Origin of the sequence: Alcanivorax sp. (assembly GCF_019431375.1) — a bacterium.
Taxonomy (GTDB): domain Bacteria; phylum Pseudomonadota; class Gammaproteobacteria; order Pseudomonadales; family Alcanivoracaceae; genus Alcanivorax; species Alcanivorax jadensis_A.
This window is the reverse complement of the sequence record NZ_CP080267.1, coordinates 1,804,913-1,825,727: the sequence shown is the minus strand read 5'-3', so window position 1 is coordinate 1,825,727 and position 20,815 is coordinate 1,804,913. Positions and strand designations below refer to the sequence as shown.

Sequence of the window (20,815 nt, the reverse complement as noted above, 5' to 3'; positions counted from 1 at the left end):
GGGCGCGACCCACTTCGCCTTCCAAGCAAGGCTCCAACGACAACGTGTTATGTTGGCGGCAACGGTTTTATGGGCAGCCTTGTTCTCAAGGCAACAGCGTTGATGGCAGGGCATGGCCATGGATGGATACGGGTTACTGTTACTGATTCCGGTGATGATGGTGCTGGCGGCGCTGCCCAGTACCAGCGTTGCGCTGGTGGTGGTGCGGTCCGTCCGGCTTGGTGTGGCTCACGGCCTGTGGGTGGCCGCCGGTATTGTCATGGCGGATTTTCTGTTCGCCGCTCTTGCCCTGTGGGGGATGACCGAGCTGGCCCAGCAACTGGGTGGTTTGTTTGCGTTGGTCCGTATCGCCGCCGGCCTCTGGCTGGTGTGGTTCGGCATCACGCTTATCCGCAATCGTGATACGGCATTAAAGACGGGGTCGATCAGCGGTAGCAGCAAGACGGTCAGTTTTCTGGCCGGGCTGGTGGTGACCCTGGGCGATATCAAGGCCATCGTTTTCTACGCCAGCCTGTTTCCCCTGTTTGTGGATATGCGCTCGCCGGATGCGGTGCATATGGTTGGGGTGCTGCTGATTACGGTTTTCAGTGTGGGCGGCGTTAAGGCCGTGTACGCGTTACTGGCCCAACGGATTAGCCGCCGCAGTAATCCCCGTTTACAGCAGCCCCTGAGCATCGCCGCCGGCGGGGCCATGATCGGCGCCGGCACCTGGCTGGTCACCCGCCCGTAGACACGTAGGGTGGATTGGCCGAAGGTGTAATCCACCATCCAACCACCCGTACATGTAATCACAAGGATGTGATCATGCCTCAATATCATCGCCTTCTCGAAGGCGGACGGACCTGGTTCTTTACCGTGAACTTGCAGGAGCGTCGCAGCGGCTTGCTAATCGAGCAGGTGAGCAGCCTGCTCGATGTCGTTGCTTGTGTTCGCCGGAAATACCCTTTCACAATCAATGCCTGGGTGGTGTTGCCGGATCATATGCATTGCGTATGGATACTGCCCGACCAGGATGGCGATTTCTCGTTACGCTGGCGCTTGATCAAAACGGGCTTTGCCAAGCAACTGCCTAGACAGGAAAGCATCAGGGAAAACCGTCTGCGTCGGGGAGAAAGAGGTATCTGGCAACGTCGTTTCTGGGAGCACCAGATCAGAAACGAACTGGACTATAACAACCATGTGGAATACTGCTACATCAACCCGGTCAAGCATGGTTATGTGTCAGCGGTGAAGGAGTGGCCGTATTCCAGCTTTCACCGGGATGTAAGAAAAGGGTTGTTTCCAGAAGATTGGGCCGGGCCGGTGGGCGACGCGGCGTTAGAGTGGGAATAGGTGTTTGTAAGGTGGATTACGCTTTCAGCTAATCCACCCTACCCAGACCGAAACGTAGGGTGAATTAGCCGCAGGCGTAATCCACCTTCCCGGTAGGCGTAATCCACCGTTACTCCGGTGTCGTTAAATCGTTGGAATAAAAAACATTGCCACTGCGGTCGATGATGATAGCCGACGTATCCGGCAGTCGGTTGATCAGGGCCAGGCCTTTTTCTACTCCCAGCACAAAGACACTGGTGGAGAGTGCATCCGCATCCAGGCTGCTGTCTGCAAGCACGGTGACGCTGGCCAGGCCATCGATGCTCTTGCCGGTTTGCGGGGAGAGAATGTGGTGGATGCGGCGGCCATCGCGGATGAAGTAGCGCTGGTAATCGCCGGAGGTGGACATGGCCAGGTCAGTGATGGGCAGGCGCATGGCTACCTTCTCCCGGTTGCGAGGGTGCTGAATGCCCACCTCCCAGGGACGACCCCGGTGATCGCCGAGCACATAACTGTCTCCGCCCAGGGACAGCCAGGCATGTTCAATGCCTGCCTCCTTCAATAGCGCAATGCCCCTGTCGATGGCATGGCCCTTGGCGATGCCGCCCAGGTCGATGCGGGTGCCGGGGGTGCGAAAGCGCACCCGGTAATCCGGCAGCAGTTCAATGCGATCGGCGCCGATGTGGCGGGCTGCATCGGCCAGTTGGGCGTCGTCCGGGGCCTTGCCTTCCCGATAGTCGTAGAGATGGCCGGCACTGGCGAAGGTGATGTCGAAGGCGCCGTCGGTGAGTTGATGGAAATGCAGGGACCGCTCCAGCAACCGGTAGAACTCGGGACTGATAGCCTGCGGTTTTTCATGGCCATGCAGGTTGAGCTGGGCAAGCTCGCTGCTCTCCACCCAGGGCGAGAGTAACTGGTTGAGTCGCTCCATTTCTGTTTCCAGTTGCTGGAACAGGGGGGCGGCATCGTTCTCTGACCACACGGACAAGCTGGCGCGGGTGCCCATGACATCCCAGTCGTGTTGTTGCCAGTCGGCGTGCAGGGGGAGTGCCAGCAGCAGTAGCAGGCTGGCAAGGAGGGAGCGAAACGGGCGAGGGTAATGCATCGGTGTATCCGGGGCCTGTGTAGATGTTGGAGCTTTGTTCGCAAAGCGAAGATGTAAGAAAGCACCGGGGCTGATTTACCCCTTCGCGTTGCAAGCAAGGCTCCAACGGTTGCCGTCAGGTAATGGTACCACTGACGATGGGCTCGAAGGCGGTGAGCCGGTCCATGGCGGTACTGTTGCCAAGGCTGTGATTGGGGAATTTCTCTGCGAATTGGCCTTGTTCGCCATGCAGAGCCATGTAGTTGAGCCACACGGTCTCTGCCAGCAGGTTCACGTTGTTGGCCGCCGGGGTGCTGGCGGTTTCCACCGAGGCGTCCGGGCGCATCCAGCCCAGTTGCTGTTGGCCATTGTGCAGGGTGGGCCGCCCATTCGGGTTGTACACCAGAAAGAAGGATGCGGCGGTGGCGGAGCTGTCGCCGGTCCACTCGCCCTTGCCGCGACCGTTGGGAGAGTCATCAATCCGCCCATTGCTGGATACCGAGCCGTCACTGAAGACATACAGCATCAGCGGGACGCCCTTGCGGCGGGCATATTCCAGGCAGGCACCCATGCACCGTCCGGCGCGCAGGTCGCGGATTTCACCGGTGCCCCGTTCGCCGGTGTGATAGTCAAAGCCGCCCATGGAAATGCAACCGGCACCGGCATAGCCATTGATGACCAGCTTCATGATGGAGGCGGTTTTTTCGAACTCCCGGTCGTTGAGCTCGCTTTCACTGAAGATGCTCAGAATATCCATGTCCGCACGCACGTTCAGTGGGGTGGGGTCACCGTAGCGGTCGGTGATATCCGCCGCTTCCACGTAACCGCAACGCAGCAGGTCCTGGAGATTGGCGCGTCGGTTGCTGTCGGTGAGGCCACTGTCGATCTGGTCGATCCGCCGGTGACTGATGCGGGCGATGGATTCCATCACTGCGGTGGCATCTTCCTGATTAAGCAGCCCAACCAGTTTGCCGGTGTCCACCAGGCCGCTCACATCAGTGATCCGGTCAATCTTGGTGGGGCGGGCCGAGTTGATAATGGAGCCGTCCGGGGCCATGGAGTTGCCCCCGGAGAGGGAGCTGCGCGAGCCGGTCAGTGACATCAGCTCACCATCGGCACCGGCGGTAAAGATGCCGTACATGGGGTTGTGCGGGTTGTTGGCGGTATCATTTTCCGAGCGGGCCGGTATCACACAACCATTCACATTGGCCGCCGCTGCCGGGGCCTTTTCCATGATGCCGCGCAGAAAGGGGGAGTCACTGTGGAAGGCCAGTCCCAGTTCACGATTGATGACGCTGGGATTGTTGTTGGGGGCCAGGCCACCGGGCAGTCCCAGCTTGGAGTAGCCGCCACTGGTGAGGAAGTCTTCCTGCCCGCCCTGGCCGCCGACCAGCACATTGGAGCCGGCAATATTGGCGCCACCGGCCAGGTCGAAGCAGATAAACGGAATCTTGCCCGCCCCTTCTGCCTTGATGCCGCATTCGGTCTTGATGGCTTCCAGGTCGTTGGACAGAGCGGCCATGGCGTCTCGAGGGTGACTGAACAGGCCGAACAGGCCAATGCTGCTGAAGGCAACCCCGCTGATCAAGCCCCGACCGAGCATGTCCCGGCGACTGACGGGTTTGCCGTGGCCCAGATTCAGCAGGGGAGCATCCGGGTGGAGGGGCTGTCGACGTTTGTTGAGAAAGTGGCGTCTCATGGTTTTCCCCTTATTGAACCAGCATGGTGGCACTGCCCAGCATGGTGGCGCAGGCGGCCTTGGTCGCCGTGGCAGTGCGTTCCATACAGTCACCGCTACACTGGGTCAGGTTGGTGTTGAACAACAGATCTTCCAGTTCGCCTTCCACATCGGCTCGGGCGGGCTGTCGTGCCTGGCCGTTACCGACCATGCGCTCGAACAGGGGCGAGATGACCCAGTCGCGCCATTGCTGCTGAGTGATGGAGGTGACGTCGGCGTTGTAATTCATGCCGACAAACAGGGGGGGCACGGTAGTGTCCCCATCCCTTTCTGCTTCCACCAGCGCGTTGCAGTATTCAATGGCCAGCTGGGCGATACCGACCTGGTGAGCGGTCATGAAGGCTTCGATATTTTCCTCGCTGGGCAGCTGGGTACGCAGACGTTGATAAGTTTCCGGGATGTCGCCATGGGTTGGCGGCACGCCAGTGAGCTGGCTCATGGAGGCATTGATCTCGGCAAAGTCGCGCAGGCCTACCGCCGGTTGTTCGCCGTACTCGTTGGCGGGCAGTGGCAAGGGGGTCGGTTCGGTGTGCACATGGGTGTGGCTACCAAGCCGCTCGAAAGTAAGGAAAAACTCGTCGTTTAGCTGGCCCTGTTCCACCGGTAGCAGGGTGCCGAGGCGTGACAGGGTTTCACCCTGCTCGCTGTAACCATCGCCGCCGATCAGGGTGTCCAGGGTGGCAAAGGACTGGGCCACGTCCGGTACCCTGCCGTTGATGCCCAGGCGCAGGCCGGCCAGGGGAATTTCATTGCTGACGATATCCTGCTCCAGATTGATGAAGTAGGGGGCGGCAAACAGGTAGCTGTAGTTGTCGAACCGGGAGACCTCGAAAACCAGATAGGCACCGGGCTGGTCGATCAGGTGACCGATATAGAACGGCAGGAAATACCGTTCCCCCACACCGGCAGCAAAATTGGTGCGGATCTGTTCAGCGGTCAGAGCCCGATTGTGCAAGGCGGCAAACCGGATCACGCCATCCCAGGGGCGATCGCTGGACGCTTCGTTGCCCAGCACCAGTGCAAAGGTGTTGTCCCAGGTGTTGAGAAGGGCCGGGGTGACCGGGTCCTGGGCCGGGTTGAGTTCGCCGTTGATGTAAAGCCGCCGGCCGTTCACCGGATCAAAGGTGACTACCACATGCTGGAGGCTGGCCTGAAGGGGGGCATTGCCGGTTTCCAGGGCGGGCTCGCCATTCAGATCGGTGGCATCACCAATTCGCTGGAACACCTGATAATTGCTGCCGCTCTGGGCCAGCGTAAGGTTGCGGGCATCCGGTCCGGCGGAGTAGCTGATGATGTGGGCATTGTCCTGGCCGGTGCTGGCAGGTACCAGCCAGGCCTCCAAGGTCAGCTCGCCGGTGGCGCGGATCAGCTCGGTAAGCTTGGCGCTGGTCTGGGTATTGCCCTGTGCCTTGGCGGTGCCACCGTTGAGGCGAATGCCCCAGCCCCCTTCCCAGGTGACATCACCACTGAGTTGCAGGTGCAGGGCCGGGTCCACGCCGGAGGCATCGAAGGCGGTGGTTCCTTCGCCGGTCTTGAATTCGTAGCGGGCAATCACGTTGCTGTCGTAGCGACCCCCGCCGGCGGCCAGGGTGCCGTCATCCACGGTGAGCGCCTTGCTCAGCACCAGATCGTCATCCGGCGCGGTGGCGGTAATGCCGCCGGCCATGGCGGTGATGGCCGCTTCCATGTTGTCGGCGTCGTTGTCGCAGCTACCGGACCAGCAGTTATGGCTGTCTTCACCGAGCCGCTCCACCAGCCGGCTAAGCGCTGGATTGTTCAGGTCGATCTTGCTCTGGGCAGCACTGTAGGCCTCGCTCACATCGTCGGATGCAATATAGGGGGCCTGCGGGGTGCTGGCGTCACTCTGGTGACAGTCACTGCAATAGTCGTCAAGCAGTGGGTAGACGTGGGTCTCGAACAGGGTCGGATCCGCCGGGAAATTCTTGCTGTTGCCCGGATCCTTGATAGGGGGGTCCTCCAGTTCGGTGGTGCCGCCTCCCAGCCCGATGCTTTCTCCGGCCCAGGCGCTGATCCAGGTGCTGATCTGATCGGCACAAAATTGCGGGTTGGATTCCCAGCAATTATGGCCGCCGGCCACTTTCTGCACCATTTGCGAGGCGGCGGGTTGGTTCAGGTTGATCAGTGGATTGGCTGCCGCATAGGCCTGGTTGATGTCGCCGGTCTGTACGAAGGCGGGGGTCTGGTTACGGTGACAGGCGCCACAGCGCTGCGCGTCAACCAGGTTGTTCCAGATATAGATTTTGAAGGCGGAAACATCGGCATTGCGCGGAGCGGGGCCATTATAGCTGACGCCACTGTCGCTATCGGTATTCGGGTTGGGCTGGGTGTCGGCACCACTGCCGCTGCCGCCGCAACCGGTCAGGAGGGCGGCGAGCAAGGTGGTTGCAAGAACAGGATATCGCATCGTCTCAGTCCCCCATGCAGTAAACGGCCGCATCGGCAAACAGGGTCTTCATGCGGTAGTTGTCGTTCTTGAAATGGCTGGTCATGCTGGCCAGTTGAGCGGTGTCGTCGCTGTCGGCGGGCTTGCGCAGGCAGACGGCCTGGAACACTTTTTCGGCCTGGCAGCTGCTGAAGACATCGCTTTGTGCCAGTTCCCGGCCGAGGCTTGCAGCGCCGTTACCGCTACCACTGAGATTCGGGTCCCAGCCCAGGTTGGCATTGGGGCCCTCGCGCCAATAGTTGTCCCAGCTGTCGTTGGGGGTGATATAGCCCCACGGGAAATTGTTGCTGTTGATCAGATACTTGCCCTGCACGCGGGTGCCTGTGTCCGGGTCGTTGCTGGTGTTGTAGACCATGCGGCCATCGTCGCCTTGCTGTTCGCCTTCCCAGTCGTAATAGGCAAAGGCCTGGGCCAGGGGATCCATGCCGCTGTGACAGCCGATGCAGTTGTTGCGAAAAATGCGGCTATCGCCGCCGGGGCTGCGGCTCACATCCTGGCGGATGCGGTCAGAGGGCCGGGAGGTGTCTTTGACCTGCTCCAGGTCCCGGCACATATGGTTCATCAGGGTGAAACGCAGCATGGCCCGGTTGGTGCCGGCGTAGAAGAATGCCTGGGCGGCCGCCCGGCTGGTCAGAACCCCGGCCACTGCTTCAGCGGGGGTGCCGTACTGGCTGATCTGACTGCTGGGGGTGAGCACCTCCTTGAGATTGGCATGGCGGCTTTCCAGATTCCGGTAGTGCTCGTTGCTGTCCGCCGCTGCCGCAGGGCTCACATCGCCCACGTAAAGCAGGTCGGCATAGAGGATTTGGCGGAAATCCACATCATCACGGATGGCGCCGATCACGGTGGCGGTATAGTCATTGAGGGGCGCAAAGACGTCCCGGTTCTCGTTGGTCCAGGGCGTGGCAAACTGCTTGAGGGTGACGTTGTAGAATGCCGGATGCTCCATGGCCAGCTCCGCAGCAGCATGGGGGCCGCTGGCAGGGTTGCTGCTGATCAGGTCCGCCATGGTTTGCAGCGTCGCGGCATCGGCCGGTACGCCAGCCAGTCGATTGTGAATGCGTTGTGCCTGATCCCGGCTGTTGGCATTGCCCGTTAATGGCAATAACAGCATCAGCCCCACCAGTACACTCCCCCGGTAGCCTTGCATGGGCCTTATCCTTTTATTCTGGTTGTGGTCCGTCAGCCCCCCGGGACTGCCGGTTAACAGATTTGCCGTTCCCAGGAATTATTATCCATGACATTCTGCCTCTTTCTCTGTGGCACAGAGCTCAGAAAATAACGACAGTTCTGTAATACTGACACAAAGCGAAGAAAAACAGATAAACGGGGAAAGGCATGAGGGGTGTTGTGCTGCTGGGCCTGCTTGGGGCGCTCGGTGGTTGTGGTGGCATGGATGGGGGCGACCAGAAGCAGGCGGTAACCGTGACCGAGGTTCCGCTCGCCTATGTGATGCGCAGCCTGCCACGCGATGAAGACGGCGCACTGGCTGTTACCTCTCTGGAGGCGCCGGCGGATTTCCAGGCCGGTGCCCGGCTGATGGTGAGAGGCAGCGTTTCCTCCCGGTCTGAAGCACAGGACATTTCCACTCCCTTGCTGGGTGTCGGCCATGATATCCGGGATCTCTCTGTCAGTTATGACGGGCAGCGGCTGCTCTTTGCTGCCAGGGCGCCGGCCATCGAGGACGCGGATGATGATGAGCAGCCGACCTGGAACCTGTGGGAATATGATTTTCGCGGCCAGGCCGCGCGCCGACTGATTTCCAGTGACTTGCTGGCGGAGGAGGGGCAGGACCGTTATCCCGCCTATCTCCCGGACGGCCGTATCGTGTTCGCTTCAACCCGCCAGCGCCAGGCTGGTGCGCGTTTGCTGGACGAGGGCAAGCCCCGGTTTATGCCGCTCGAAGAAGGACGCGATACCCATGCCTTCGCGCTGCATGTGATGAATGCCAATGGCGATGACATCGAGCAGATCACCTTCAACATGAGTCACGATGTGGCGCCGCTGGTGGGCCGGGATGGTCGGGTGATCTTCCAGCGCTGGGATAATAAAGACAGTGTGGATCGCTTCGATCTGTATCGCGTCAATCCGGATGGCTCGGCCCTGGAGCCCCTGTACGGAGCCAACAGCCATGACGAGCGCAATGATGAGGAGCGCCAATTCCTGCCCTTGTCATTGATGGGGGATGGTCGCCTGCTGACGGCGGTGCGCTTGCGCGAGGCCCGCGGCGGGGAGATGGAGCCGCGGGCGATTGATATTGATCATTATGTTAATCGTGACGGCCCCCTGTACGGTTCGGTTGCCGGCCAGCCAGAGCAGGCCCTGCCCGCTCCGGGGGGCGCCTGGTCGGAGAGGGTGGCGCTGCAGGGTCGCTTGTCGGATCTGGTGAGTCTGGAGGATGGTACTGGCCGTTTTCTGATGGCCTGGTCTCCGTGCCGGTTGCTGGACGGAGCGTCCTTGCGCCCCTGTACACCAGAGTATTTGCAGCAGGGGCTGCCGGAAGCGCCGCCAGCGTTCGGCTTGTGGGTGTTCGATCCCGCCGAAGGGACACAGCGGCCGGTGGTCAAACCGCAGGATAACCTCTGGGTTACCGAGCTGGTTGCGGCGACTCCTCGCACGTTGCCGCCATTGGTTGTCGCTGCAGGGCGTGACGAGGACCTTGCAGAGGATAACCTGGCGCGTCTGGATATTCGCAGCGTTTACGATCTGGATGGCGGCTTCAACAGCTTTCATGATCCGGCCCTGCCGGGGGTATCTACACTGGAAGCGTTTCGGGATCCGTCAGTGATTACCCCCGGGGATCGTCGAGTCCGTTTTCTGCGGATTACCAAAGGTGCTCTCATTCCTGATGATGATGTGCGTCTGATTGTCGGTGCGCACATCGGTCGAGCCCCGAATTTCGGCATGCGGGAAATCGTCGGCTATGTGCCGGTGGAACCGGATGGCTCCGTAAGGGTGCAGGTGCCGGCCAATGCTCCGCTGGGATTGCAGCTGGTGGATGCGCAGGGAAAGGCAGTTTACAGCCGTCATGGCGCCTGGCTGAACCTGCGCCCCGGTGAAACCCTGCAGTGCCAGGGGTGTCATGAGCGCGGCTCGTCCTTGCCCCATGGTCGCGATGACGGCCTGGCACCTTCTGTTAACCCCGGCGCGCCGCTGGACGGCTTGCCTTTTCCCAATACCCGCACCGATGTGGTGGCGTTTGCCAATGCTGGCGAAACCATGGCCCAGGCGCTCACCCGGTTGCATCCGGAGCGGGAAATCCCGGCCATGGACATGCTTGCCTTTGATGCCTGGAGTGATCCGGCCACTGCCGATGAAATACTGCCGCGCTATGCGGATCTGCAGACGCCGGCACCGGCAACCCCCGACTGCCAGCAACAGTGGCAACCGGAATGTCGTACCGTGATCCACTACGAGGACCATATCCAGCCAATCTGGGACCGGCCCCGCCAGGCCATGGTCGGGGGGGCTCTGACCGATGTGACCTGTTCGAGCTGTCATAACCGTCGGGATGCCAGCAACGCCTTGCAGGTGCCTCCCGCCCAGCTGGAACTCACCGGTGATGCGTCGCCGGATCTGGTGCTGCAGCCGATCAGCTACCGGGAGTTGCTGTTCGATGACGATGAGGTAGTGCTGGTGAACGGTGCCCTGGTCGACCGGCTGGTGGTGGCCACGGATGATGACGGCAATGTGGTGTACCAGACCGATGAAGACGGTGAGTTGATACTTGATAGTCAGGGTAATCCGATCCCGGAACTGGAAACGGTAGAGCTGGATCCGCCGATTCGTTTTGGGCGCGCGCGTACTTCCACAGCATTTTTTGATATCTTCGCTGCGGGGGGTAGCCATGAAGGTTGGCTGGATGCGCAAGAGCATCGGCTGCTGGCCGAATGGATTGATCTGGGCGCGCAGCTCTACAACGACCCATTCCGTGTGCCTGAGAACTGAGGGCTGCTGATTTGCGGCCCCGGATAACCGAATTCTGAAAGGGGAGACGCACCCGGTGCGCCTTGTGGTAGTCCTTTTATCTGTACTGGCGGCGTTGTCCGTCAGCGCCTATGCCGACCCGGCATCAGACGATGCACTCTTGCAGGTCAAGGTGGCAGAGCCCTTCGTGGAGGTTCACACCGGCCCGGGGAGGGGCTACCCGGTGTTTCATGTGGTGGAACGTGATGCCAGCCTGACGTTGCTGTTTCAGCGTGCCGGCTGGATCAAGGTGGAAACGCTGCGTGGCCGGGTTGGCTGGGTGCCTCGACGGGCGTTGACGGCAACGCTTGATGGAAAGGGGCAGCCCCCGGTCATGACCCGTCTGGGGCATGAGGCCTTTCTGTCCGGCCATTGGCAGGCCTCGGTGATGATGGGCGAGCTGGAAGGGGCCAGTTCCCTGTCCGTGGCGCTGGGGTATCGCTTTACGGAAAACCTTACCGCAGAGGGCATGTTTTCCCGCTCCAGTGGCGATTTTGCCAACACGACGCTGGCGGGGCTGAATCTGCAGCACCAGATGTTTCCCCGCTGGCGGGTCTCACCTTATGTGTTGCTGGGAGCGGGCAAGGCCAGTATCGAGCCCCGGGAAACGCTGGTGCGCCCGGAAAACCGGGACGAGAATTACGCGGTGGGTGGCTTGGGCCTCAAGGCCTACCTGTCCCGTGGATTTGTGCTGCGCGGCGAGTACCGCAGCTATGTGCTGTTTACCGAAGAAAATGACAACCGGAATCTGGAAGAATGGAAAATCGGCTTCTCTGCATTGTTCTAGCTATCGTGATGGTGTCCCCGCTGTCGGCGCTGGCTGATGACTCCAGCTCATCCGGCCAGGTGGTGCGAGACGCTGATCCCGGCTCTGTGCTGGATCCGCAGATCGAACGGCGACGTGTTCGCGAAGCGGACATTGATACCGAGAACTTCGAAATTGGCACCTACGCCGGCATTTTGTCCATCGAGGATTTCGGCGCCCAGCCGGTGGTGGGGGCGAGGCTGGATTATCACCTCTCCGAGGATGTGTTTCTGGAAGCGGTGATCGGCCATGCCAAGGCAGACGAGACCAGCTTCGAAACCCTCAGTGCCGGCGTGCAGCTACTGACCGATGATGAGCGTGAATACACCTATTACCAGGCTCTGGTGGGGTACAACCTGCTGCCCGGTGAGGCCTTTCTGTCCCGTAATCGAACCTATAACAATGCCCTGTATCTGCTCGGTGGCGCAGGCATGACCGAGTTTGCCGGTGATGACCATTTCACCCTGGGGCTAGGCGTGGGCTACCGGTTGCTGATCAATGATTGGCTGACGGTTCGTGTGGATATGAAGGACAACATCTTCAACCTGGATGTGCTGGGTGAAGACAAGATGACCCACAATCTTGAGCTGACCGCCGGCGTCGGTCTGTTTTTCTGACAAAGAATGTATCGGGGGAGGAATAATGAAAAAAATACTGATAGTGCTGCTCTGTGGGATGGGGCTGCTGGGTGGTATCAATGCGGTAGCGGCGGAAGGTGATCCGGCGCCGGACTTTACCCTCAAATCTCTCAGTGGTGGGAACATCAAGTTGAGTGAGTTGCGTGGGACGGTGGTGTTGCTGAACTTCTGGGCATCCTGGTGTGGCCCTTGCCGGACAGAGATGCCATTGCTGGACAGTCTCTATCAGCAATACCGTGATTACGGCTTTACTGTTCTGGGCGTGAATCTGGATGAGAACCGGGATCAGGCCGATATGCTTCTGAGCAAGGTGCCGGTGACGTTTCCGATCCTGTTTGATCCGCAAAACCACACCAGTGAAAGCTATGCTGTGGATGCCATGCCCACCACGGTTCTTATCGACCGTAACGGTGTGATTCGTCATCACCACCGTGGCTACAGGGATGGCTATATGGATAAATACGATGCTCAGGTAAAGGCGCTGGTGCTGGAATGATGCGCAGTCTCGTTTTCTCTGCTCTGTTGCTGGTCGTGGCGCTGTCGAGCAGCGGTTGTGCTATCAAGCCCTGGCTCAAGCCCTATGAGCGTTCCCGGTTGGCGGACCCGGTAATGAATGCCTCGGCGCACCCGGTGGCGGAAAGCTACATGGGACATGTGCATCAGGCCAGGGAAAGCATGCGTGGGGCGGAAGGTGGTGCTGGCGGAGGTTGCGGATGCAACTGATGCGCGTTCTTCTGGTGGTCTTGCTGGCGTTGTCGAGCTTGTCGTCGAATGCCTCAGTGCTTCCCGAAGACCGGCTGGATGTGCTGTACCACCAGTACGAAGGGGGTGGCATGAAAATCAATGGCCCGTCCGTTCTGGTGAGAAAGTCCTTCGCCGACAAGGTGGCCGTGCATGCCAACTATTACGTTGATGAAGTTTCCGCTGCATCCATTGATGTTCTGGTGAGTGCCAGCCCGTACTCGGAGGAGCGCACGGAAAAAAGTGTGGGTGTGGATTACCTGCACGGCAAGGCCATCTATTCGCTGAGCTATGCCAACAGCGAGGAAAATGATTTCGAGGCCAATTCCGTTCATTTCGACCTGAGTCAGGACTTCTTCGGTGATCTCAGCACCCTGAGCCTGGGTTATTCCCGGGGTTGGGACGAGGTGTTTCGTAGTGGAGATGATAGCTTTGCTGAAGAGGCCGATCGGCAGCATTTCCGCATCGGGCTTTCCCAGATTCTGAGCAAGAATCTGCGTGCCAGCCTGGCCCATGAATTGATTACCGACGAAGGCTATCTGAACAACCCCTATCGTTCCGTGAGGTATCTGACCTCGCCTGACAGTTACAGCTTCGAGCCAGAGCGATATCCGCAAACCCGTACCAGTGAGGCAACCGCTCTGCGGCTGTCCTACTATCTGCCCTGGCGCGCCGGATTGCATGGTCAGTACCGGGTCTATAATGATTCCTGGGGTATCGATGCCAGCAGTTGGCAATTAAAACTGATACAGCCTCTCGGTGGCAGGTGGACCCTGGAGGGCCGTTATCGGGCCTATGAGCAGGGTGACGCGGATTTCTATGCCGACCTTTTTCCATTCCAGAATGCCCAGAATTTCCTGGCCCGTGACAAGGAGCTCAGCGAATTCAACTCCACGGTAGTTGGCTTGGGTATCGGTTTCGAGTTCAGCAAACCGAACTGGGGAACCATTGATCGGGCAGGCCTGAACCTGTGGGTGGACCGCTTCAGTTTTGATTATGACAATTATCGTGATATCCGGGTCGGTGCCGCCCCTGGTAGTGAGCCGCTGTACAGTTTTGATGCCACAGTAACCCGGTTGCTGTTTACACTTTGGTACTAGTCCTCTGTCGATAAGGGCTTCATGGCGGGCTGAGCCGGGCAGCCTTCCATGGGATCTGTGAGGCCTGTCCCCTGACTGTTCTGAGGGAAGGCGGAAGCCCTCTTTTGCTGTGCCGATCTTCTGTCAAATTCTTCTAATTCCTTCCAAATCAAGTCTTTTTCAGCACGCGCTGCTTTTCTCGCGTGGCGGCCATATTCAATATATTTCACTTAAAAGTGTTACTTTAAGGTTCTTGCCTAGGTCTTTGTTAGATATAGAAAACAAGATGTTTTTATCTGATAAAAATGAGTACCAGTCGGAGGAATTACCTATATCTGTGTGTTCTTATTTTGACTGACTGAAATAAGGGGCATCAGAGCCGAAGTCCTTCTGGGGGAAAGATGAGTGACATAAGAAACGTCTCGTTTTTGCTGTGTTTGCTTGCCGTGGTGCCCTTTGCCACTGCAGCGGACAAGGTGTCCCGGGACAAGATCAAGGGGCTGGATGAGCAGGTGCAGGACATCAAAACCGATGTGCTGGCGATTTCCACAGAGCTGCTGCAACTGGAAGAGACGCTGATCTACCCCTCCAATACCCAGGTCTCCCTCTTTGTCTCCGTGGTCCCTGATCATGATGTCCGGCTGGATTCCATGGACGTGATTATTGATGGCGAGGAAGTCATGCACCACGTCTATACCCACAAGGAGCTGGAAGCCCTGAAGAGTGGCGGGGTGCAGCGTATTTATACCGGTAATGTCCGTTCCGGAAAGCACAAGCTGGAGGTCGTTCTGGCGGGCTGGACTGGTGGCAATGACGAATACCGTGAAACTGCCAGCTATACCTTTACCAAGGATGAGGGGCCGAGCCTGGTCGAGATCTCACTCTTTGGTGCGGATAACAATATCAATTTCAAAGACCGTTAATTCATGGCATGTCGATTCATCGCGCTGCTCGGCCTGTTTGTGGCTTCTGCCACCGGGGTAGCCGACTCATCCAGTACGAATGCGCCCAGGGATCTGTTTCTGGGCGAGTCATTCTATTATGCGGAGCAGGGGCTGTATTTTGATGCCATCTCCCGCCTGGATGCCGAGTTGCAGCAGTATCACCGGGTGGATGAGCGGCAGCTGGATCCGCTACATATTCATGCCAACTACGCCGAGTTCTCGGTGGGCGATTTCGAGCTTTCCTATCGGATGCACCGCAAGGCGGGCCGTGCCATTCAGGCGGTGCTGGAGGGCAACGTCAGCCAGGATATCCGTAATGAGGCCGCGTACCGGCTGGCCCGTATCTATTATGAGAAGGGCGAAAAGGTCAACGCCCTGCATACCATTGACCGCATTGAAGGCGAGGTGCCGGCGCACATACGGCATGATGAGCGATTGCTGCGGGCGCAGATCTATACCGTCAATGGGCGCTTTACAGAGGCCGTGGACATCCTGGAAAAGCTGGAAAAGGTCGACGGTTATGAAGGGTTCGCCGGCTATAACCTGGGGGTCGCCCTGATCCTGCAAGGCGAGGAAGACAAAGGGCTGGCGCAACTGGATAAAGCCGGTCAGATCAAGGTCGATGACGATGATGAGCCCGCTCTGGCGATTCGGGACAAGGCCAATCTGACGCTGGGTTACCGTCTGCTGAAAAATGAAAAAGCCGGTTCCGCGGCACAGTATCTGGACCGGGTGCGTCTCGAGGGGCCCTTCTCCAACAAGGCGTTGCTCGGCGCAGGCTGGTCCAACGTGGCCCGGCAAAAATTCGATCGTGCGCTGGTGCCATGGAGCATCCTGTTCAAGCGCAACTCCACCAACAAGGCGGTTCAGGAAAGTTTGCTGGGTGTCCCCTATGCCTACGCAAATCTGGAATTGCACGGCCGGGCGGCAGTCCTTTACGGCAGTGCCCTGGATGCCTTCGGGGCGGAGCTGGTCAGGCTCAAGGATTCCGTCGCCAGCATCCGTAGTGGCAACTTTCTGAAAGTCATGGTGCGTGAAGAGATCAAACTGGACAGCAACTGGTTGATCCGTCTTCGCGAGCTGCCCGAAACCCCGGAAACCTACTACCTGATGGACCTGATGGCATCCAATGACTTTCAGGCGCTATTGAAAAACTATCTGGATCTGGAAGACATGCGCCAGCGGCTGGTTGCCTGGCAGGGCCATCTGGATGCCTATGAGGACATGATCGCGCTTCGCAGGAATTACTACGAACCCCTGCTTCCCGGCATTGATGAACGTTTCCGTGTGCTCGACTCCAAGATCCGTCTGCGTATGGAGCAACGCCAGAGTCTGGATGACCGGTTGCAGCGTCTGCTGGTCGCGCCGCGCCCTGAATTGCTGGCTACCGCGGATGAACGTATGGCGCTGGAATCACTGGACAGCATTGCCGCGGACTATGCCGGTAATGATAGCGCCTCGGCTGTAGAGGCGCGCCGTCGTATTGCCAGATTGAGAGGCGTTCTTGCCTGGAATATCCATACCGATTACGACCGGCGCCTGACCGAAGCCTTCGAGCATTTGCGTGAACTGGACGATGATGTGGCTCGCCTGGAAAGCATCTATGCCTCCTATGTACGCACCCGCCAAGCGGCTACCCAGAGTTACCAGGGCTATGAAAACCGGATTTCCCTGTCGCGCAATAATATTCGCCAGGCAAGCCTGAAGGTTGACCGGTTGATGAATGGCGTTGGCCACATGCTGGAAACCATGGCTATCAACGAGCTCGAGCAGCGTCAGAGGCGGCTTGAGCAATACCGCGTGCAGGCGCGCTTTGCCATGGCCGAAAGCTATGACCGTGCTGTGAAGGCGCAGCAATCACAGGCCCATGACAGTGCCGGTGAAGAGGAGTCTTCACCATGAGCCGTTATCGTTACACGGCCCTTGGGCTGTCGTTGCTGGTGTTGGCTTCCTGCGCCTCAGTGTCTGAGAAAGGCACCATCGCCCAGCTGCAGAAGGTCAAGCTGGATCTCACTGACGAGAAGATCGAAGGTGGCATCGAAAAGGCCATGCAGGGTTACCAGAAGTTCCTGGAAGAAACCCCGGAATCCGCGATGACGCCAGAAGCCATGCGGCGTCTGGCGGATCTCAAGATTGAAAAGGAATACGGGATTCTGGAGAGTCCGTCACAGCCGGTAGCGCGAACAGCGCCTGCTGCATCGGCGCCGCTGGATCGCCCGGAAAGTGCTGTTATTGCCGGTCAGCAACCCCATGAGACCGACCAGACCGATGTGGCCAGGGAATCCCAGCAGGATTTCGAGGCACGGACAACACAAATGGATGTGCCGGAAAATGCCGACACCTCGCTGGCTGTTCAGGACGGGCTGGCAAACAAGGGGGCCGAGGAAGCGATCAAGCTCTACAAGGAGTTGCTGGAAAAATATCCCTTCTATGAGCGCAATGACCAGGTGCTTTACCAGATGACCCGGGCCTATGAGGAGCTGGGTGAAGTGGAGCAAGCGATTGAGGTCATGAACCAGATCGTAGCGGATTATCCGGATTCCCGGGTTATTGATGAAATCCAGTTCCGGCGCGGTGAATTCTACTTCATGCGCAAGAAGTACCTGGATGCGGAGCGGGCATACCTGGCCATTGCAGAGATGGGTGCCAGTTCTTTCTATTATGAAATGGCACTCTACAAATTGGGCTGGACCTTCTACAAGCAGGATATGCTGGAAGAGGCAATGAATCAGTTTGTTGCCTTGCTGGATCACAAGATCAATACCGGTTATGACTTTGCCAATCCCACGGATGAGTACGAGCAGAAGCGTATCGAGGATACACATCGTGTTATCAGCCTGAGTTTCTCTGCCATGGGTGGCCCGGACGCTGTTGTCGATTACTTCGAAAAATATGGAGAGCGAAGCTACGAAGTCGATATTTACCGGAATCTGGGGGAGCATTATCTGGAGAAGCGTCGTTACGCTGATGCAGCATCCGCTTACAAGACTTTCGTGGAACTGAATCCCTACAACAAGGTGTCGCCGCACTTTGATATGCGGGTTATCGAGATCTACAAGAAAGGCGGTTTCCCGAAACTGGTTATCGAGGCCAACAAGGAGTTTGCTACCAGCTATGGTCTCAAGTCAGCGTATTGGAGCCATTTTGAAGTCGATGCCTTCCCCGATGTGCTGGCCCTTCTCAAGACCAACCTGAAAGAGCTGGCAAACTATTATCACGCTCTTTATCAGAACAAGGATTTCGCCAAGCAACGACAGGAAAACTTCCGCGAAGCCCAGCACTGGTACCATGAATTTCTTGACTCCTTCCCAAGAGATGAGGAGTCACCAGTCATGAACTATCAGTTGGCGGATCTGCTCCTGGAAAACAAATCCTTCCACGCTGCGGCGCTGGAATACGAGCGTACTGCTTACGATTATCCAGCACATGGAAAAGCCTCTGCTGCCGGGTATGCCGCTGTTTACACGCATCGTGAAAATCTCTCGTCCGCAGAAGAGTCTGACAAGCCGACTATCAAGAGGGATGTCATTCGCAGCTCCCTGCGCTTTGCAGATGTTTTTCCGGAGCATGACAAGGCAGCCCTGGTGATGGGCGCGGCGCTGGAAGATATCTTCAGCATGAAGGACTATCCGTTTGCCGTTGCTACCGGCAGAAAAATGCTGGAAAAATTCCCTGGCGCATCCAGAGAGCTACTGCGATCAGCCTGGCTGGTTGTGGCGCACTCTTCCTTTGAGCTCGCACAGTATGCCGATGCAGAGCAGGGCTATTTGAGCGTGCTGCGTCTTACCGATGAGGACGATGAATCCCGCAAGGAGCTGACAGAAAATCTGGCTGCTTCCATCTACAAACAGGGTGAACTGGCAAACCAGGAAGAAAATTATCAGCAGGCTGCAGATCACTTCCTGCGGCTGGGTGTGGCGGCGCCGTCGTCAAGTCTTCGTCCCGCGGCTGACTATGATGCAGCCACCGCCTTGATCAAGCTGAAGAACTGGCAGCAATCTGCTGATGTTCTCATGGCTTTCCGTGGCAATTACCCCGACCACAAGTTGCAGCCTGAAGTAACCAAGAAGCTGGCTCATGTTTATGGAGAATCGGGTCGCTTATCTGAAGCCGCTGCGGAATACGAGCGTATTGAGCGCGAAAGTGAAGACCCGACGGTTCGGCAGGAGGCCCTGAAGGTGGCGGCTGAGCTGTATATCCAGGTGGGCAACAAGAGCAAGGCGGTCAGTGTCTATCGCCATTATATCAAGTCTTTCCCTGAGCCCCTCGAGCCGGTTGTGGAGATGCGTCACAGCATTGCCGGTATTCTCAAGGAGAAGAGCGATATTGAAGGTTATCGACGGGAGCTGCAGGCGATTGTGGATGCCGATCAGCGCGCTGGCGCTGACAGAACCGACAGGATTCGGTATCTGGCTGGCACATCGGCGTTGATTCTTGTTGAGCCGGTTTTTGATGAGTATGCGGCCATTCAACTTACCCAACCACTTGAGCGAAACCTGAAGAAGAAGCGCGATGCCATGAAAGCTGCGAATGCTGCTTTCGGGAAACTGGTGGATTACGAGATCGGCGATGTGACAGCCGCCGCCACATACTACATTGCCGAGATCTACTATAACTTCAGCCGTGCGCTGCTCAACTCGGAGCGTCCCGGAGGTATGGATGAGCTGGAAAAAGAGCAGTATGAAATGCTGCTTGATGAACAGTCATATCCCTTTGAAGAAAAAGCCATTGCCATTCATGAGAAGAATGTTGGGCTGATTGGGGTGGGTGTCTACAACGACTGGGTCGACAAGAGTGTTAGGCGGCTGGCTGCGTTTGTTCCGGGCCGCTATGCCAGATTTGAAGAAAGCAGCGGTTTTGTTACTTCGGTACTCAATGTTGACTATAGCTACCTTGTTCAGCCCAGGGTGGCAGCTCCTGAGGCGGCAACGGTGATGGATGGCGAGCCTGAGGCTGGCGCCAAGTCATCGGAAGAGTCAGCAGACTCCGGCAATCCTCAGGAGCAGGATCAGCAGGCTGAAGAGGCACCTGTTGGTGAGCCTGAGACACCGGTTGAAACCTCTTCGGCAGACGTTGCGGCAGGTGTCGATGAAGGCTCGGCAGATTCCAGTCTGGTAGAGGGAGGCATCTAATGCGGGGACCTTTCTTCTTGGAAAGTCAAAAAGTGCTTGGAGCCGTACTGATTACAGCCTTGCTGCTGTCGGGCTGTGCTTCCTCTCCGGGTGGCGATGCTCGTCAGGGGGGCGCAAAGATCAGCGAGGATGATGTTGCGCTTTTTCAATCGGCCATGATGAAGATTGAGCAAGAAGACTATCAGCAGGGCATTGCGTTGCTTAATGAGCTGGCCGGACGTTCTCGTGAAAGTGCGGTTCCCTTCATTAATCTTGCCATGGCTTACAAGAAACAGGGCGACAGCGAAAAGGCTGAAGAAAATCTGCTGACGGCATTGGAGATCGAACCAAAGAACCCTGTGGCGAATAATGAATATGCCATCCTGCTGAGAGAGAGTGGTCGGTTTGATGAATCTCGGGCCTTGTATGAAAAAGTAATCACCTGGTACCCGAGTTTTGCCCTGGCCAACCGAAATCTCGGAGTGCTTTGTGATATTTACCTGAGGGACTACTCGTGCGCTCTTGAGGCTTACCGGGCATACAGTGCTTTGTTGCCGGATGATGAAGATGCCCGGATGTGGGTGTCTGATCTTGAGTGGCGAGTCAAGCAGCAAGGGGGTGGCTGATGCGATATTTTCTTGTGTTTTTTCTCTTCGTCCTGGTTATGCCTTCATTGGCAAATGCCGAGGAAGAAGGGGGGCAGGAAGACGAGGCGAAGATGATTTCTGGGATGTCGGTTCTCGGTAACAAGGATGCTCCAAAATCATTGTATATCGTTCCCTGGAAGAGTTCCGAAATTGGTGTGGAGACTGATTTGACATCAAGTCTTCTTGACGAAGAGATGGTGCCGGTGGATAAGCCGGTATTTATGAGAGAGCTGGATTTTTACCAGGTCAGTACTGAGAAATAAAAACTCAAGCGATTATCTGAGGAA

The 20,815-nt window shown here is 57.7% G+C and carries 17 protein-coding genes; 13 read left to right on the top strand and 4 right to left on the bottom strand.

Annotated features, from left to right (window positions below; all coding sequences use genetic code 11):
* Nucleotides 1-112: 112 nt before the first annotated feature.
* Nucleotides 113-730, top strand: coding sequence for a LysE family translocator (locus KZ772_RS08440; protein WP_290539351.1), 618 nt, complete (start codon nucleotides 113-115; stop codon nucleotides 728-730).
* A 74-nt stretch (nucleotides 731-804) separates the two neighbouring features.
* Nucleotides 805-1,332 (top strand): transposase, encoded by a 528-nt coding sequence (locus tag KZ772_RS08435; protein ID WP_290539350.1) that lies wholly within the window; start codon nucleotides 805-807, stop codon nucleotides 1,330-1,332.
* A 109-nt stretch (nucleotides 1,333-1,441) separates the two neighbouring features.
* On the opposite strand, the gene KZ772_RS08430 is transcribed toward KZ772_RS08435, so the two are convergent.
* The 4 genes from KZ772_RS08430 to KZ772_RS08415 all read right to left on the bottom strand — a co-directional run bounded on the left by KZ772_RS08430 (nucleotide 1,442) and on the right by KZ772_RS08415 (nucleotide 7,747).
* Nucleotides 1,442-2,416, bottom strand: a complete 975-nt coding sequence (locus KZ772_RS08430) for an FAD:protein FMN transferase (RefSeq protein ID WP_290539349.1) — start codon at nucleotides 2,414-2,416, stop codon at nucleotides 1,442-1,444.
* A 115-nt stretch (nucleotides 2,417-2,531) separates the two neighbouring features.
* Nucleotides 2,532-4,094, bottom strand: coding sequence for a general secretion pathway protein GspF (locus tag KZ772_RS08425; RefSeq protein WP_290539348.1), 1,563 nt, complete (start codon nucleotides 4,092-4,094; stop codon nucleotides 2,532-2,534).
* A 10-nt stretch (nucleotides 4,095-4,104) separates the two neighbouring features.
* Nucleotides 4,105-6,558: a LamG domain-containing protein gene (locus KZ772_RS08420; RefSeq protein ID WP_290539347.1), complete on the bottom strand. Its 2,454-nt coding sequence runs from the start codon at nucleotides 6,556-6,558 to the stop codon at nucleotides 4,105-4,107.
* Between the two features lie 4 nt (nucleotides 6,559-6,562).
* On the bottom strand, nucleotides 6,563-7,747 hold the full coding sequence (locus KZ772_RS08415; protein ID WP_290539346.1) for a hypothetical protein: 1,185 nt from the start codon (nucleotides 7,745-7,747) through the stop codon (nucleotides 6,563-6,565).
* 188 nt (nucleotides 7,748-7,935) lie between these two features.
* Between KZ772_RS08415 and KZ772_RS08410 the strand changes: the two genes are divergently transcribed.
* The 11 genes from KZ772_RS08410 to KZ772_RS08360 all read left to right on the top strand — a co-directional run bounded on the left by KZ772_RS08410 (nucleotide 7,936) and on the right by KZ772_RS08360 (nucleotide 20,791).
* The gene (locus KZ772_RS08410; RefSeq protein WP_290539345.1) at nucleotides 7,936-10,545 is read left to right on the top strand and encodes a hypothetical protein; all 2,610 of its coding nucleotides are present in this window, start codon (nucleotides 7,936-7,938) and stop codon (nucleotides 10,543-10,545) included.
* A 55-nt stretch (nucleotides 10,546-10,600) separates the two neighbouring features.
* On the top strand, nucleotides 10,601-11,350 hold the full coding sequence (locus tag KZ772_RS08405; RefSeq protein ID WP_290539344.1) for an outer membrane beta-barrel protein: 750 nt from the start codon (nucleotides 10,601-10,603) through the stop codon (nucleotides 11,348-11,350).
* Nucleotides 11,320-11,985: an outer membrane beta-barrel domain-containing protein gene (locus tag KZ772_RS08400; RefSeq protein ID WP_290511500.1), complete on the top strand. Its 666-nt coding sequence runs from the start codon at nucleotides 11,320-11,322 to the stop codon at nucleotides 11,983-11,985. Before KZ772_RS08405 ends, KZ772_RS08400 begins: the two co-directional genes overlap by 31 nt.
* A gap of 25 nt (nucleotides 11,986-12,010) precedes the next feature.
* Nucleotides 12,011-12,502 (top strand): TlpA disulfide reductase family protein, encoded by a 492-nt coding sequence (locus KZ772_RS08395; RefSeq protein ID WP_290539343.1) that lies wholly within the window; start codon nucleotides 12,011-12,013, stop codon nucleotides 12,500-12,502.
* Nucleotides 12,499-12,729 (top strand): DUF4266 domain-containing protein, encoded by a 231-nt coding sequence (locus tag KZ772_RS08390; RefSeq protein ID WP_290539342.1) that lies wholly within the window; start codon nucleotides 12,499-12,501, stop codon nucleotides 12,727-12,729. Before KZ772_RS08395 ends, KZ772_RS08390 begins: the two co-directional genes overlap by 4 nt.
* Nucleotides 12,720-13,847: a DUF3570 domain-containing protein gene (locus tag KZ772_RS08385; protein ID WP_290539341.1), complete on the top strand. Its 1,128-nt coding sequence runs from the start codon at nucleotides 12,720-12,722 to the stop codon at nucleotides 13,845-13,847. Before KZ772_RS08390 ends, KZ772_RS08385 begins: the two co-directional genes overlap by 10 nt.
* Before the next feature lie 380 nt (nucleotides 13,848-14,227).
* Nucleotides 14,228-14,749: a hypothetical protein gene (locus tag KZ772_RS08380; RefSeq protein WP_290539340.1), complete on the top strand. Its 522-nt coding sequence runs from the start codon at nucleotides 14,228-14,230 to the stop codon at nucleotides 14,747-14,749.
* A gap of 3 nt (nucleotides 14,750-14,752) precedes the next feature.
* Nucleotides 14,753-16,672, top strand: a complete 1,920-nt coding sequence (locus KZ772_RS08375) for a hypothetical protein (protein ID WP_290539339.1) — start codon at nucleotides 14,753-14,755, stop codon at nucleotides 16,670-16,672.
* Nucleotides 16,669-19,902: a tetratricopeptide repeat protein gene (locus tag KZ772_RS08370; protein WP_290539338.1), complete on the top strand. Its 3,234-nt coding sequence runs from the start codon at nucleotides 16,669-16,671 to the stop codon at nucleotides 19,900-19,902. The genes KZ772_RS08375 and KZ772_RS08370 overlap by 4 nt, the downstream gene beginning before the upstream one ends.
* Nucleotides 19,902-20,507 (top strand): tetratricopeptide repeat protein, encoded by a 606-nt coding sequence (locus KZ772_RS08365; RefSeq protein WP_290539337.1) that lies wholly within the window; start codon nucleotides 19,902-19,904, stop codon nucleotides 20,505-20,507. The genes KZ772_RS08370 and KZ772_RS08365 overlap by 1 nt, the downstream gene beginning before the upstream one ends.
* On the top strand, nucleotides 20,507-20,791 hold the full coding sequence (locus tag KZ772_RS08360; RefSeq protein ID WP_290539336.1) for a hypothetical protein: 285 nt from the start codon (nucleotides 20,507-20,509) through the stop codon (nucleotides 20,789-20,791). Before KZ772_RS08365 ends, KZ772_RS08360 begins: the two co-directional genes overlap by 1 nt.
* Nucleotides 20,792-20,815 lie beyond the last annotated feature (24 nt).